Raw genomic sequence first — 14878 nt, 5'->3', positions numbered from 1 at the left:
TTTGATTTCATTCTGCACACAGAGCTGTATACAGTTTTGTATATTGATTTCAAGAGCAACCTGTGGCACGCCTTAGCAAACGGAAAAAGGCGGCACTTATGGCAGGTCCACGCGTTGATGACATCTATGATCAGGTAAAGGCGATGGCCGTCTCGTTTCACCTTCGACCTGGTGATCGGTTAAACGAAGTGGCTTTGTCGAAGGAATTGGGCGTCAGCCGGACCCCCCTGCGCGAGGCCCTGAACCGGTTGGTGGCCGAACACCTGTTCGACTTTCGCCCTGGACTGGGCTTTTTCTGCCGCCCGCTGGACCCGCAGAGCGTGTTTGATCTGTTCGAGTTGCGCCAGATCATCGAATCCGCCGCCGCGCGCATTGCTTGCGCGAAGGCGTCTGACAAAGATCTACAAACACTTCGGGATGAGCTTTACGCGACCGGCATCGACATCACCGGCCTGACCGTCGAAGAAGCGGTTAGCAGAGACGAAGATTTTCATCTGGGCATTGCCAGGCTATCGGGCAACAACGAACTGGTGCAAACCCTGACCCGGATCAACGAACGCATCCGATATATCCGCTGGGTTTCCATGAGCTTGGATCGGGTTCAACGCTCTAAAGACGAACATAAACGGGTCATGCAGGCCCTGCTGGATCGCGACGCGGATGAGGCCGCGCGCGTACTGGGTGCCCATATTTCCAAGCGAATGGATCAGGTGCAGGACGCCGTGCGCCACGGGATATCCAGCATCTACATGGAAGGGTCCGAAGACATTTCGGCACGAATAATCGAGGAGGCGCACGGATGATCGCCCAAGGCGGCAAATCTATTTACGGAGCGTCGGTGGGTATTCTGATGCTAGACGCCCAATTCCCACGCATCCCCGGTGATATGGGAAATGCGCTGACATGGCCTTTTCCGGTGCTCTATCGCATTGTTCGGGATGCCTCGCCGGACCTGGTCGTTCGACACCGGGCCGAGGGCATGTTGGACGCATTCATTGATGCCGCGCGTGAACTGGTCAAGGACGGCGCGGACGGCATTACCACCAATTGCGGGTTTCTGTCCCTGTTTCAGAAAGAACTGTCCGAGGCTGTACCGGTTCCTGTTGTGACCTCATCTTTGATGCAGGTGGAGATGGTGAACGGTATCCTTCCGGCCGGAAAACGCACGGGGGTTCTGACCATCTCTGCCTCCACTTTGACCCGTGAACATCTGCGCTGTGCTAAGGTTCCGGACGATACACCCATCGGATCCACCGAAGGCGGGCGCGAATTCACACGCGCGATACTTGGGAACGAACTTGCCCTGGATGTTGATAAGGCCCGTGCCGATAACGTTGATGCCGCGCTTGCGTTGCAGTCTCAAAACCCTGAACTCGGCGCAATTGTTCTGGAATGCACGAATATGTGCCCTTACGCGGCAGATATTCAGCGCGCCACAGGATTGCCCGTCTTTTCCATCGTGACATTGGTCAGTTGGTTTCAGGCCGGGCTTTTGCCGCCGCGCTTCCCCGGTCCTTAGGAGGCACAACGGCCGTTCGATTCCACCAATTCGTGCATTGCGCTTACTGGCAAAAGACCGTAAGCGTCCCGCCCGCCGGTCGCAGCCTACCCGGTTATCAAAACAAGGACTGAAAACATGAAAACTACATTGGTCTGCTCCGGCGGACTGGATTCCGTGTCGCTTGCGCATGTGCTGGCCGCGGAAGGAAACCTGTCACGGCTTGTGTCTTTCGACTATGGCCAGCGCCACACCAAAGAGCTGACCTTCGCTGCCCTCTCCGCAGAGCGGCTGAGCGTGCCTCATCACGTGATCGACCTGCGTTCTGTCGGCGCGTCGCTGACAGGCTCGGCCTTGACCGACGATGTCGACGTGCCTGACGGGCATTACGCGGAAGAAACGATGAAGGTCACGGTTGTCCCCAACCGCAATGCGATCATGCTGACCATCGCTTATGGCGTGGCAGCAGCGCAGCGTGACGACGCGGTCGCGACTGCTGTGCATGGCGGCGACCATTTCATCTATCCCGATTGCCGCCCGGCATTCACCGATGCGTTTGACACCATGCAGCGCGCCGCGTTGGACGGCTACGCGGATGTGGCGCTGCATGTGCCATTCGTGCACCGCAGCAAAGCCGATATTGTCCGCGAAGGCGCGCGCGTGGATACCCCGTTCGATCAGACGTGGTCCTGTTACAAGGGCGGCGACGTGCATTGTGGCCGTTGCGGAACATGCGTTGAACGGAGCGAGGCGTTTGATCTGGCCGGTGTGCCGGACCCAACGCAATACGAAGACGCCGAATTCTGGAAGTCGGCCATCGCGAGGGCACAGGTCTGATGTACCGGATCACCAAAGAGTTCCACTTTTCCGCCTCGCACCAGCTGACCCACCTGCCCGAAGATCATCAGTGTGCCCGGATGCACGGTCACAACTATGTCGTCGTGGTCGAATTGGCCCAGCGTGAGTTGAACGCGGATGGGTTCGTGCGGGATTACCACGAGCTGAAGCCGCTCAAGACCTATATCGACGATGAATTTGACCACCGGCACCTGAACAATGTGCTGAACGTCGTGTCGACCGCCGAAAACCTTGCGCGGCATTTCTTTGACTGGTGCGCGGCCCGCTGGCCCGAAACCGCTGCGGTGAAAGTGTCCGAGACGCCCAAGACATGGGCCGAGTATCGCCCATGACCCTTAGAATATCAGAAATTTTCGGCCCCACAGTACAGGGCGAAGGCGCGCTGATCGGTCAGCCGACGGTATTTGTACGCTCGGGCGGGTGCGATTTCCGGTGCAGCTGGTGCGACAGCCTCCATGCTGTCGACAGCGCCTATCGCCACGATTGGGCAGCAATGGAAACGCAGGCCGTCTGGTCTGAGGTTCAGCGTTTGTCAGGCGGGCGGCCACTGACCGTGTCTCTGTCTGGCGGAAATCCCGCCATTCAGGATTTTGGCCCGCTGATCCGGCAGGGCAAAGCGGAAGGCTATGCCTTTGTATGCGAAACCCAAGGGTCAATCGCAAAGCCGTGGTTTTCCGACCTTGCTATGCTTGTTCTCAGTCCGAAACCCCCCAGCAGCGGCGAGGATATGGATTGGACGGCGTTTGGCGCCTGCCTCGACGTGCGCCCCGCGCAAACTGTCCTCAAGATCGTGATCTTTGACGACACGGATTTTAACTGGGCACGCAGCGTAGCCGACCGGTATCCGGACCTTCCGCTGTATCTTCAACCCGGTAACCCGGAAGCCGATCCGGCCAGCCCGGTTGATTTGAACAATGCCACCAGCCGTATGGAATGGCTGATCAACAAGACTTTGAATGCCGGTTGGTTCGCGCCTCGCATTCTGCCCCAGCTACACGTGCTGATCTGGGGCAACAAACGCGGCGTCTGACTGCAGGAGAGATAACATGACCGATAGTATCTACAGTAACCTCACCCAGTTGGGCGGAGACACCAAAATGCCAGCCAGTCCGGAAGAGGCGGTTCTGGAACGCGTGCAGAACCCGCAGGCTGATGTGGATTACAACGTGCGCTTTACCGCGCCCGAGTTCACCTCGCTTTGCCCAATGACGGGCCAACCGGATTTTGCCCATCTGGTGATAGATTACGTGCCCGATCAGTGGTTGGTGGAAAGCAAGGCACTCAAACTGTTTCTGGGCTCGTTCCGCAATCATGGTGCCTTTCACGAAGATTGCACCATCTCGATTGCCCGCCGGCTGCAGGAGTTTCTGGAGCCAAGGTGGCTGCGTATCGGAGGGTACTGGTATCCGCGCGGGGGCATTCCGATCGACGTGTTCTGGCAAACTGGTCAAATACCCGATGGCGTCTGGATCCCGGATCAGGGTGTGCCGCCTTACCGTGGGCGTGGTTGACCACGATGATTTGAGAGGCGTGTAGGCCCCAGCCTGACAAGCAATCAAAGGGGCTCCCCGCACCGGTTCGAAACATGGCGTTTTGGCAGTGGTGGTAATTTTGTTTCGCCCGAGCTTGCGGTTTTGAAACATCATGACAATCCAACATTGATGGGTTAGATGTTTCCTTAATGTAAGAACAAATTCCTGGTGACGATTGTGGAACAGGTGGCCTTCAATTTTGAGATGGGAGTCGTTTGCGCCCTTCTTGCCTTCACCGTATTTCTCTTTGTATCCGAAATCGTCAGAATTGACCTTTCTGCCATACTTGTTCTGGTCATTATTGGCCTTCTCAGTTACGCGCCCGGGCTCGAAAAACTCGCTGACGTGCCGCACCTGTTTGATGGATTTGCATCCAATGCGGTTATTTCCATTATCGCTGTCATGATCGTTGGCGCGGGCCTCGACAAGACCGGCATAATGAACAAAGTCGCCGCTGTTATTCTGAAATATGGCGGTACGTCCGAGAAACGCGTGCTACCTATTATTTCGGGCACTGTTGGGGTTATTTCCTCGTTCATGCAGAACGTTGGGGCCGCTGCGCTGTTTCTTCCGGTCGTCAGCCGAATATCTTCCCGATCGGGCATCCCGTTGTCGCGCTTGCTGATGCCCATGGGATTCTGCGCCATCCTTGGCGGAACAATGACGATGGTCGGATCTTCGCCTCTTATATTGCTGAACGATCTGATCCAGTCAGCCAACAATAGCCTGCCCGACGGTCAGAAAATGGAACAGTTCGGCCTGTTTTCTGTGACGCCGATCGGGATTGTTCTGATCCTGACTGGCATTGCCTACTTTCTGCTGCTGGGTCGGTGGGTTTTACCGGGTGATGAGGGATCGGAAAACACCGGAACCGGACAGGGAACGCAGGAGTATCTGCAACGTGTCTACGGCCTGAAAGCCGATGTTTTTGAAGTAATCGTTCCAGCCGAAAGCCCTTTGGTCGGGCAGATTTTGGCCGACATAAACCACGAAAACCACCTGTACATCATTTCGACATTCTATCGCGGCAAAACCTCGATGGTTCAGGTCCTGACGGCCGAAATTGCTGCACCTTGCCGGTTGGCGATTATTGGTCGACGCTGGGTCGTAGAGGAGTTTGCGCAGAAATACGGGCTGACCGTGCTGCCGGCGTTGGACATCTTTGTCGAAGAATTCGCACCAACCAATGCAGGTATCGCCGAAGTTGTCATAACACCCGACAGCAAACTGATTGGGAAATGCCCACGCGAGCTATTGTTCCGCAAAACATATGGCATGTCGTTGCTTGCCATTCATCGCGGCGAGGAAACGCTCAGCCATGTTGAATCCGAAACGCACGAGTCCACTCAAATCGGGCTTGAGGAGTTTCACGCAGGCGACATGCTAGTGGCCCATACACGGTGGGACAACCTGATGCGGATCAAGCGCGATCCCGATTTTGTGGTCGTCACCACCGACTTCCCACAAGACGAACTGCGCCCGCAAAAGGTCGGTTGGGCGCTGGCGTTTTTCGCCGTTTCCTTGTCGATGATCCTGTTCACCGACATTCGGCTCTCGCTCTGTCTATTAACCGGAGCCGCGGGAATGATGCTGACACGTGTGTTGAGTGTCGATGAAGCCTACCGTGCGGTCGGATGGAATACTGTTTTTCTGCTCGCATGCCTTATTCCATTGGGTCAGGCGGTACAGAATACCGGCACGGCTGCGTGGATTGCACAACAGATCATGATCATTCTGGACGGCTGGCCGATCTGGTCCCTTCAGGCAGGCGTTGCGGTTCTGGCTACGGCGTTTTCGTTGGTGATGTCCAATGTCGGCGCCACTGTTCTGCTTGTGCCATTGGCCGTTTCCATTGCGGTGGCAGCTGGCGGAAATCCGGCCGTGTTTGCCCTGACGGTTGCCATATCAACATCGAACAGCTTCATAATCCCGACCCATCAGGTAAACGCCCTGATCATGGGTCCTGCAGGGTATAAAGTCATGGACTTTGTGCGCTCAGGGGGGGTCATGACGATCCTGTTTCTTGTTGTTTCACTCCTGATGCTCAATTTGCTGTACTGACCGCTTAGACAAGCAGGAATGGGTCCATGGTGCTGACAATGCGCTGACGCTCTGCAGCTGCAAACTACCGCTCACTGAATGCACGTTCCATTGTCATCTGCACCGGCTTCAACAGGTAGGAAAGCAGCGTCTGTTCGCCCGTCGTCATTTCCGCAACAACAGTCATCCCAGCTTGAAGTGGACGTTCCCACGGGCCCGTACCAACCTTGGTTTCGGCCAATTGAAACGAGGCCCTGAAATAGGTTTCACCGGTTTGTTCATCGGTCAGAGGCACAGGATAGATGGATTGCAGGCGTCCTTCAACCTTACCGAAACGCCTGGCATCAAACGTGTCTACGCTTACTGAAACCGGCTGATCCACCGCAACATGGCCGACCTCGGAATTGGTGATACGTGCTTCTACGACCAAGGCGCGACGGGTTGGCAAAATCTCAAAAATCACTTCGCCCGGCGCGATGACTTCCCCTGGGTTAGGAAATGTTACCGCCTGTATAGTTCCACGTGCTGGGGCAGAAATACGCAGTGCAGACAATTTGGAATTTACGACGTCTAGCGATATCTCCAACTCCACGCGCTTTTGCTCAAGTTCGGCCCATCGGGTCAGCACCTCATCTCGCAACGCCAGGGTTTCTTCTGCTTTGGCTGCGCGGGCCAGCATCAATGCGCTCTGGGCTTCGGCAAGGCGCACCCGGGCGTCCGATGCAGCCGCGCGAACCGCGTCCACTTCATCCTCTTCCTCAAGGAAATCGCTCAGGGATTTTAGACCCTGCGTCCGCAACTGTGCGTATCTCTCAAGAATCTCCTCTTTCTTTCGAACGCGGTCCTGCGCGAATTGCGTGGCCCGTATCAGAATATCCAACGTCCCTTCTTGCTGTTTGATCGAGGCCAGCTGAATGCGTTGGCTTTCAGCATAAAGGTCCAGCCTTGCGGCCGCAGAAGTCAGGCCCTTGCCCTTGAGCGCATCAATTTCCGCCTTGTCAGGCACAGCTTCGCGATCCAATACCGCCAGTACAGCAGACGCTGTGGCCAGGTCTCGCTGAACCGCAACAAGCTGGCCGGACGTAACATCTCTTTCCCGCGTCAGATCCGGGTGATGCAGCTCAACCAGCAAATCCCCCGCTTCAACCAACTGACCATCGCGGACGTGAACAGCCCGGACAATGCCGCCGGGCATCGTTTCTATTTGTGGATACGCGCCAACTGGCAGGATCGTCCCTGGGGCGCGGGTGACCTGGGGAACAGCAGTTTGCCCTGCCAGAACCACCAGGCATCCAACCATGGCGGAAAGCGCAAGCGACAGGAAAGCCGCAAATCGTGGCCGCCGCATTCGACGCCTCCAATTTGCGCGTTCCATTGGACCGGACGTGTCACTTTTCTTTGAACCTGATTTCACTATTCCCTCCCAAGCGTTTTCAATACGGCCTGAAGTTTCTTGCGCCCCGCATCACCAGTGCTGTTCACGACAACCTTGTCCCCGTTCAGAAAGATGAAGCGGTCTGCAATCTGCATGAATGAGCGATCCGCCGTTGCTATGACCACTGTCTTGCGCCCTTGCTGCGCGCGGATCCAGTTTCTGAAACACGCCCGTCGATGGTCGGAAAGGCCGTTGGTTGGCTCGGAAAACAGATAGACCGAAGAAAGTCGCGCCATGCTGCGTGCAAGGACCAGCGACTTTAAGGTTGCCGATGGCATCTGCGCCAGGTCACCGTCGGTCAAACGAGTGTCGATGCCGTTTGGCAGAAGCCCTTGGTCATCCAGCAAATCCATGTCGGTCAAAGCAGACATTATGTTGTCATCAGTAAGAGACGGCGAAGCCAATCGAAAGTTCTGGGCAACAGTGCCGTAGAACATCGACGTGTTATAGGTGGTGTAGGTTATGGATTTACGCAATTCGTCCCTGGCAATCTGACGAATGTCGATGCCGTCATGTTCAATCGTACCAGTCAGAGGCGTATAGAGGCCGTCGATCAGATCAAGCACCGCTGTGCGACCTGCCACATCGCGGCCCATGACCAGTACCACTTCGCCCGGATCACAGTTGAAACTGGCTTGCGAAAGGACAGGCGCGTTCAAAGGGTCCGGCCGGTACGTGACAGAGGAAAATGCAATCGCGCCGCTTAAAGTTTTTTGGTGCGTTTGTTCCAGCCCCACTTCGATCTCCTCGCCAAGATCAAGGACGCGATCCGCCTGATTTCGACTGCTTCGGAAGGAAAGGATCTGGGGGAAGCTGGAACATAGAGACTGAATCGGCGCCAGAATTTTGGACACCAACGCAATCGAGGCGATCAACGCACCAAAGCTGATATCACCGCGCAACGCACCATGCACGCACAAGATGACGGCCCCCATCGTCGCAAGTGCCGTAACGGATTGAGCCAATGATTGCGCAAGCGCCTGAAATTGACGGCTGCGGCGCGCGGCCGTTTCTGCGCGCAGTGCAAGAGGCATGCAGCGGTCCAACCATTGGTTTTGCATCCCCAGATCTGCAATGGCCCGCTGGTTAAGAATAGCGCCCTGAACGCCCGACTGGCTAGCGGCGGCGGCCTCTGCGGTTTGTTGATCCAACCGTTTTTGATGTGGGATGATGATTGCGCCAAGCAAGACAAGAAAGACCGCCAAGCCGAGCGTCAGCAGCCCGACCTGCGGTGCGAGATATGCAAGGACCGCAAAGAAAATCACCACGAATGGCAGATCCAGAAGGGTCGTCATGACCTGCCCGGTAAATGCATCGCGCAAGGATTCGAATTGGCGAAAACGCGATAGCTGTTGGTTTACATCCATTTTCCCGAGCTGGCTCAGCGGCAGGGACATCAGTTTGCGAAACAGCGCAATCATCAACTGACGCTCTCCACGCCAGCCAACATATGCCAGCGCCCGCGTGCGCGCATGGCGGAAGCACAAGTCTGACGCCCCCACAATCACCACACCAATCATCAGCGAAACCAGCAAACTAACAGAACCCGACGGGATGACTCGTTCGTAGATTCCCATGATCAGCAATGGAGCCATAAGCCCCAGAACGTTGGACAACAACGAGGCGATCAGCAGCCAGGGCAACATCGGGCCTAATTCTGCGAATGCCGAGCGGACAGATGTGAACCGCCTGTCTGTCTGGTGATGCGTGAAGCGGTCGATCCGGATGACGGTGCACCATCGGCGGCCGGGCTTAAGGTGGTTCAGATCTGGGTTCAGATCGTCGCTGATTTGCAGCGTGCCACCTATCCGATCCAACGCAAGGTAGCAGGCACCATTGCTCGGTATGATCAATGCCGGGCATTCGTGATCCGTGATCTCGCGTTCACGACATCTGATCTGCGTGTAGGGGATATTGAGGTTTTCCAACGTCTCGAAAATGTCATCCGGGCGGAGCCGATCCAGCACGTGCGGAAACGCCTCAAGCAGCCGGTCTTCATTATTGCGCCAACCGCCCGCCAATAGCAGTCTAAATAGCAACCCGCTTGCAATCTGAGTATTCATTACGGTCATGCGGCACCCTTTTTCCAGGCTTCCGCGGCAGTCCGTTCAAGATCTGCGTCTACCGCCCATGCCGCCAGATCCAGGGCGTTTGACAAACTTAAGCGAACGCACTTGTGCGTTATCTGCCTCATCCGAGGGTCCGGGCTTGCCACAAACATCGTAGGCCGCGGAGAAACGGATTGGAGGTAATCCGCCAGAGCTTGGCGTTCCATTGTATCTAAAACCGCTGTTGGTTCATTCATCAAAAGCACCCGCGGCCGCAGCGCCAAGGCCCGTGTCAATGCAATGAGATGACGGTTCACCGGGTCGGCCTCAAACCCGGTTCCGGTGTTAAGCAGGGTTGCATAACCCATGGGCAAACGGTGAATGCGTTTCTCTAACCCAAGTGCGACGGCAATCTGCTTGGCGCGATCAACGGTCTCTGCGTCACCAAAAGCGCTGATGTTTTCAAGCAGTGTTCCCGACAGGATCGCGGGCTCGGCTTCGAGCGCAACCAGCGCATCGTGCCCGCGCCACCCGATCAGCTGTGAGGCCGGTATGCCACCAATGGACAAGCTGCCCTCATCTGGTTCTCGCTGCCCCGTCATTGCGTCAAACAACGCTTCGACCATCCAGCTTTCTTCGGGCTCAATCAAAACGCCCTGCCCTTGCTCCACCTGAATGTTGAGGGGCGAGAAAGCTCCCCCCTCTCCTTTCAAACGGCGCATGGACAAACCGGAAACCATGATCTGACCCAAGTGATCGTAGGAAAGCCCTACACTTTGCCCGATTTCAAGCTGTTCCATTTCGTGCAATCGTGCTTGTGAAATGGCAGAGTTTTCCGACTGAACCCACATCGCCATTAGTTTGGTCAAAGGCTGGATAATTCGACCATTCAACAGCATGCAGGCGGCCAATTCGGCGATGCCAATCAGGTTGATGATCACCAGGTAGGCCCCCAGCAGCCCCATCGCAGCAACAGTCATCTGCGAAAAGATGGCTCCAAAGCTTTGTGCAAAGCCCGAGAAATGGATCAGCTTTTTGCTGTTATCGACGGTCTGATCTTCAAGCAATTCAAAGCGGCGGGCCATTTGTGGCTCCATCCGGTTTGCCTTGACCGTGGGCATGTTCGACAAAATCTCGGTCAAGAACGCGTATCGGCGTGTGTCCAGGGACTTGCGGTGCTTGAACAAAGCCCACTGCCCCCGCTTCATGACCGCTGCGAAGGTGATCACAACGCAAAACGCGCCCAATGGCACCAAAATCAGCCACCCCCCGATCAATCCGATCAAAATCGCAAACAAGACCGTAAAGGGCAGATCAATCGAGAGTGTTTGCCCTTGCCCCGAATGGTAGTCCCGCAACTGGCCGATAGCTGCGTAGCGTTCCGCATAATTGCTGGCGGGTTCGCGTGAGAAGGCCAGAGAATTCGCGTTCAGGACTTTGGTCATAAAGCGGTGGTAATTCCAGACCGCTGCCCCCTCAGCCGTGGTTGTCAAAAGGACGGCACGGCACTGTCTAAGCAACAGCTCCAAAAAGGCTCCGATCACCAGTGCCACCGTCAATACGCGCAGCGTGTCTGTAGACTGAAATGGGATAACCCGATCGAATATCAGCAAGATGGAAATCGGCATCAAAAGCGACAGAACATTCATAGTCAGAGAGGCAACCCAAAGCGGGATATCAAAGTGAGAAGCCGAAATACGACCAACAAATCCACGCGGTTCCATGATGCTTTTCACCCCCTCGATCATTTCAGCAGGAGTGGCCGGTTTCCGTTTAAGACCCGTAAATTCTCCGACGCATCTTGCCTAGGATTTACCTTTAAGTTTAAACGCTTAGTTGCCAAATATCGGCGGACGCGTGTTACCAAATTCAGTGAATCAGCTGTTGTTTGGGGAATTGTGCGATGGGTAAACAAGAGAACGACCTGAATTTTCACCCAAGGTCCGTACCGGCGGATAGGGATGAAAAACACGAGATCGCCTCTCATCTTTCCCGCAATGTTGTCGGGCCAAGCGAAGATCCGACGCGCAGTTCGTTACACACAGGCCAACAGTTCTCTGGGATAATGGAACCTAACATTCGGAGCGAGGGTGCCCCGGAAGAGTTGAACCGTCGCACCGTGCATGCACAACAATCCGGCAACGTCACAAACACTGATCCTGTCGCCCACACTTTTCATTCAACGAGCTCGTCGGCTGGGTCAATTGCACAGAACCCCAAGGCAGAGGCGACGGAAATTGACGAAAGCGCGGCCGGAATGGAAACAATCAGTGCTGCAATTCCAACGCCCCAAACAACCGAAGGTTTGGGAAAAACCCATGTAAGCGGTCCGGCCTCTCGTCCAGAGCCGCCAAGCGTACCCAATCTGGATGCAGCGCCGGCAGTTTCAACCGACACACAGACCGAAAACAACGCGCCGCAAGAGGTCACTCTGGACAACACATCTGTTGCAGAGAACGCCAATGGCGCGGTGATCGGAAACATTTCCATCGTGGACCCGGATGCGTCGGACACGCACAGCTTTGACATCTCAGACGACCGTTTTGACATCGTTGACGGCAAGTTGCAGCTAAAGCCTGGCATTGCTCTGGATCATGAGGAAGCGGCACAGATAGAAGTCGACGTCATGGTCACGGACTCTCGCGGGGCCACCCTGACCGAGAGTTTCATCGTAGAGGTTCAGGATGTGAACGAGGGTCCGACAGGCCTTGTGCTGGACAACACTTCAGTCGCCGAGAACGCCAACGGCGCGGTGATCGGAAACATCTCGATCGTCGACCCGGATGCGTCGGACATGCACAGCTTTGACATCTCGGACGACCGCTTTGACATCGTTGACGGCAAGTTACAACTAAAGCCCGGGATTGCACTGGATCATGAGGAAACGGCACAGATAGAAGTCGACGTCACGGTCAAGGACTCTCGTGGGGCCACCCTGGCCGAGAGTTTCATCGTGGAGGTTCAGAATTTGAACGAGAATCCGATAGGTCTTGTGCTGGATAACACCTCTGAAAACCTCATTCAGAATGGCAGTTTCGAAGAATTTGACTTGGATAAAGGCAGGTGGAAAGGCTTTGGCTCGGATGAAAGCGGATCCTGGCAAGACGCACATGGAATGGAAATCTGGGATCATTTAGGCGGTACGAGTGCATCCGATGGCGATCAGCTGCTCGAGATGGATCATGGTCGGGGCATCGACAGTATTTCCCAGGTCGTCCAGACAGAGGATGGTCAGCTCTATGATCTGGGCATTGACCTGCGTGAGCGCCTCGCAGGTGGAACCGATACAGTCGAGGTCTATTGGAACGGCAATCTGGTGGCGGAGCTGGACCCGCAATCCGCTGATTGGGAGACGTTCCAGATGCAGGTTGTTGGAACCGGGCAAGACACGCTGGAACTGCGCGAACCTGAGGGCCAGAATGATACCTACGGCGCCCTGGTTGATAACATCACTCTGACCGCCGCGCAGCAGACAGTGGCCGAAAACGTCGATGGGGCCGTTGTGGGGCAACTCAGTTTCGTGGATGCGGATTTGCACGACACCCATAAGTTTGAAATCTCGGATGACCGGTTCGAAGTTATTGACAATCAACTGCGTCTGAAACCCGGCGTGGCAATGGACTATGAAGAGGCATCCTCGGTCACTATTGATGTCACGGTGATTGACGAAGGCGGGTTACGTCAGATCGAAAGCTTTACGGTCAATGTGGCAGATACGGACGAGATGACGTTTTCGTCAGGGTTTCACGCCAAATACTTCGACGTTGATCATCGTCTTTCCAAACTGGAAGACATCAACTGGACCGCAGAGCCGACCCATGAAGAAGTTAAGCCCGAAATCAACTACGCTAACGGTCACGACACATTCTGGGATGGAGGCGCAAAAGACACGTTTGGCGTCCAGATCAATGGCAGTATCGAGGTTGAGCAAGGCGGAACATTCACTTTCTTTCTGGGCGCCGATGACGGCTCGATGTTGGTAATCAACGGCCAACCGGTCGTTGAAAATGATGGGCTACACGGGTTTCGAACTCGAACAGGTGAAGTTGAGCTTGAACCGGGAACACATTCGATCGAAATCCGATACTTCGAAAATTACGGCCGGGCTGGACTGAAGCTTGAGTGGGAGGGCCCAGGTCTTGACGGACGTGAGGTGGTTACAGCCCCGGACATGTCCGAGGCCCAAACCGTTTCGGGGATGCCGCTGGCCATTGATGTGGATATGGGAACGCTCAGCGTGACCGATGAAACCACGTTCGAACTGACAGGTCTGCCCACCGGAACAATTGTCGAGGCTGGCGGAACCGCATTCACAGCAAACGCGGACGGGATCGCAGAGATGGAAGGCTGGCAAGGTGAGATGATCACCATAACACCGCCGCCAGAGTTTGCGGGAATAGTCGAAGCAGCCCTGCATCATTCTACGCCGACCGGTGAAAACAGCAGTCACGACGGCGTACAATACCTGACTTTCGAAGTAACTCAGGCCGACCTGCCCTCACCAGATGTCAAAATTGTGGGCGGATTCCGTGCCAGTTATTTTGACATGGACAACAGGTTGTCAAAGTTGGACGACATCGACTGGTCCGCTGACCCGGCGCATCGGGAATTTGTGCCTGAAATCAATTTTGAAAACAGTCGCAACTCATTCTGGGAAGGCGGTTCAAGGGATACGTTTGGGGCAAAGCTCGAAGGTAAGATCACAATAGAAGAAGGCGGCTCCTACACTTTTTTTGCCGGTGCGGACGATGGCGTAGCAGTCTTCGTCAACGGGGTTAGGATTGTGGACAATGATGGTCTGCATGGGTTCCGGACGCGGTCCGGAGAAATCGACCTGGAACCTGGCACTTATGATATCGAAGTTCGGTATTTTGAGAACTACGGCCGTGCGGGGTTGAAATTGGAATGGGATGGGCCCGACACAACGGGGCGTGAGCTTTTGCAGGCCGACCCAGCCCCGAATTTTGGTGAAAACGGGGCTTTTGAAGTCGCAATCGAGCTGGACCAAGCAAGTGATCAGGCTGTTGTATCATTGGAAGGGCTACCACCAAATACGCTTCTGATCAGCGGTGAGGATTCACTGATGACTGATGGCGGTTCGGCGGATCTGTCCGGCTGGGATCTCGACTTTCTTGAGATATCCCCGCCCCCAGGATTCGAAGGCTCAATCGACGGAGAAATCTTGGTGACGGACACCGGATTTAATGGGGCGCAATTGACCTCGGAGATTCCCTTTGCACTGGAGGTCGGGCAGACAGATGAAGATGCAAAAGACTTTGCCATTGATCTGTCCGAAACGCTTGCTGCGACAATGCAGGTTGAACCGCCGGCGCCGTGGCACATAGATCATTCGCAAAGTGACGCGGAAAACGACGGTGATGTCATGGCCGAAGCGGTACTGACCAACACGGGCTCTGAGATCTCGTGCATCCAGACCGAAGCCTATGAGCGCATTGATTGGTAGCAA

Annotated in this window: 11 protein-coding genes; 8 read left to right on the top strand and 3 right to left on the bottom strand. The window is 55.3% G+C overall.

Going from position 1 to position 14878, the window contains the following annotated elements; genetic code table 11:
• Positions 1–98: 98 nt before the first annotated feature.
• The 7 genes from AC2FID_RS08305 (at position 99) to AC2FID_RS08275 (ending at position 5949) form a co-directional block, all read left to right on the top strand.
• Entirely contained in the window at positions 99–803 is a 705-nt protein-coding gene (locus AC2FID_RS08305; protein ID WP_496697876.1) for a GntR family transcriptional regulator, read from the top strand.
• Positions 800–1519, top strand: coding sequence for an aspartate/glutamate racemase family protein (locus AC2FID_RS08300; RefSeq protein WP_496755950.1), 720 nt, complete (start codon positions 800–802; stop codon positions 1517–1519). Before AC2FID_RS08305 ends, AC2FID_RS08300 begins: the two co-directional genes overlap by 4 nt.
• A 117-nt stretch (positions 1520–1636) precedes the next feature.
• Positions 1637–2335 (top strand): 7-cyano-7-deazaguanine synthase QueC, encoded by a 699-nt coding sequence (gene queC, locus AC2FID_RS08295; protein ID WP_496836318.1) that lies wholly within the window; start codon positions 1637–1639, stop codon positions 2333–2335.
• Complete coding sequence (queD, locus tag AC2FID_RS08290; protein ID WP_496836317.1) at positions 2335–2688, top strand: 6-carboxytetrahydropterin synthase QueD; 354 nt, start codon at positions 2335–2337, stop codon at positions 2686–2688. The genes queC and queD overlap by 1 nt, the downstream gene beginning before the upstream one ends.
• Positions 2685–3386, top strand: coding sequence for a 7-carboxy-7-deazaguanine synthase QueE (gene queE, locus AC2FID_RS08285; RefSeq protein ID WP_282119398.1), 702 nt, complete (start codon positions 2685–2687; stop codon positions 3384–3386). Before queD ends, queE begins: the two co-directional genes overlap by 4 nt.
• 16 nt (positions 3387–3402) lie before the next feature.
• Entirely contained in the window at positions 3403–3867 is a 465-nt protein-coding gene (gene queF, locus AC2FID_RS08280) for a preQ(1) synthase (RefSeq protein ID WP_282169527.1), read from the top strand.
• Between the two features lie 225 nt (positions 3868–4092).
• On the top strand, positions 4093–5949 hold the full coding sequence (locus AC2FID_RS08275; RefSeq protein WP_282169691.1) for an SLC13 family permease: 1857 nt from the start codon (positions 4093–4095) through the stop codon (positions 5947–5949).
• Positions 5950–6013: 64 nt separating this feature from the next.
• Here the strand turns inward: AC2FID_RS08275 and AC2FID_RS08270 are convergent, their stop codons facing one another.
• From AC2FID_RS08270 to AC2FID_RS08260, 3 genes are all read right to left on the bottom strand, one after another.
• Positions 6014–7276, bottom strand: a complete 1263-nt coding sequence (locus tag AC2FID_RS08270; RefSeq protein WP_496836314.1) for an HlyD family type I secretion periplasmic adaptor subunit — start codon at positions 7274–7276, stop codon at positions 6014–6016.
• 65 nt (positions 7277–7341) lie between these two features.
• Complete coding sequence (locus AC2FID_RS08265; protein WP_496836312.1) at positions 7342–9435, bottom strand: peptidase domain-containing ABC transporter; 2094 nt, start codon at positions 9433–9435, stop codon at positions 7342–7344.
• Positions 9432–11135 (bottom strand): ABC transporter transmembrane domain-containing protein, encoded by a 1704-nt coding sequence (locus AC2FID_RS08260; RefSeq protein ID WP_496836310.1) that lies wholly within the window; start codon positions 11133–11135, stop codon positions 9432–9434. The genes AC2FID_RS08265 and AC2FID_RS08260 overlap by 4 nt, the downstream gene beginning before the upstream one ends.
• A 179-nt stretch (positions 11136–11314) precedes the next feature.
• Here AC2FID_RS08260 and AC2FID_RS08255 point away from each other — a divergent pair, with 179 nt between their 5' ends.
• Positions 11315–14875, top strand: a complete 3561-nt coding sequence (locus tag AC2FID_RS08255) for a PA14 domain-containing protein (RefSeq protein WP_496836308.1) — start codon at positions 11315–11317, stop codon at positions 14873–14875.
• The last annotated feature ends 3 nt before the right edge of the window (positions 14876–14878 follow it).

It is taken from the genome of Ruegeria sp. CDSC068, from assembly GCF_059610545.1.
The sequence above is the reverse complement of the archived record's forward strand: the minus strand, read 5'-3'. Positions and strand labels throughout refer to the sequence as shown.

Excerpts from the sequence above, each read along its gene's own strand:
- queF (WP_282169527.1), top strand. The coding sequence starts at position 3,403 with ATGACCGATAGTATCTACAGTAACCTCACCCAGTTGGGCGGAGACACC.
- AC2FID_RS08305 (WP_496697876.1), top strand. The coding sequence starts at position 99 with ATGGCAGGTCCACGCGTTGATGACATCTATGATCAGGTAAAGGCGATG.
- AC2FID_RS08300 (WP_496755950.1), top strand. The coding sequence starts at position 800 with ATGATCGCCCAAGGCGGCAAATCTATTTACGGAGCGTCGGTGGGTATT.
- AC2FID_RS08270 (WP_496836314.1), bottom strand. The coding sequence starts at position 7,276 with ATGCGGCGGCCACGATTTGCGGCTTTCCTGTCGCTTGCGCTTTCCGCC.
- AC2FID_RS08255 (WP_496836308.1), top strand. The coding sequence starts at position 11,315 with ATGGGTAAACAAGAGAACGACCTGAATTTTCACCCAAGGTCCGTACCG.
- AC2FID_RS08260 (WP_496836310.1), bottom strand. The coding sequence starts at position 11,135 with ATGGAACCGCGTGGATTTGTTGGTCGTATTTCGGCTTCTCACTTTGAT.
- queD (WP_496836317.1), top strand. The coding sequence starts at position 2,335 with ATGTACCGGATCACCAAAGAGTTCCACTTTTCCGCCTCGCACCAGCTG.
- queC (WP_496836318.1), top strand. The coding sequence starts at position 1,637 with ATGAAAACTACATTGGTCTGCTCCGGCGGACTGGATTCCGTGTCGCTT.
- AC2FID_RS08275 (WP_282169691.1), top strand. The coding sequence starts at position 4,093 with ATGGGAGTCGTTTGCGCCCTTCTTGCCTTCACCGTATTTCTCTTTGTA.
- AC2FID_RS08265 (WP_496836312.1), bottom strand. The coding sequence starts at position 9,435 with ATGACCGTAATGAATACTCAGATTGCAAGCGGGTTGCTATTTAGACTG.
- queE (WP_282119398.1), top strand. The coding sequence starts at position 2,685 with ATGACCCTTAGAATATCAGAAATTTTCGGCCCCACAGTACAGGGCGAA.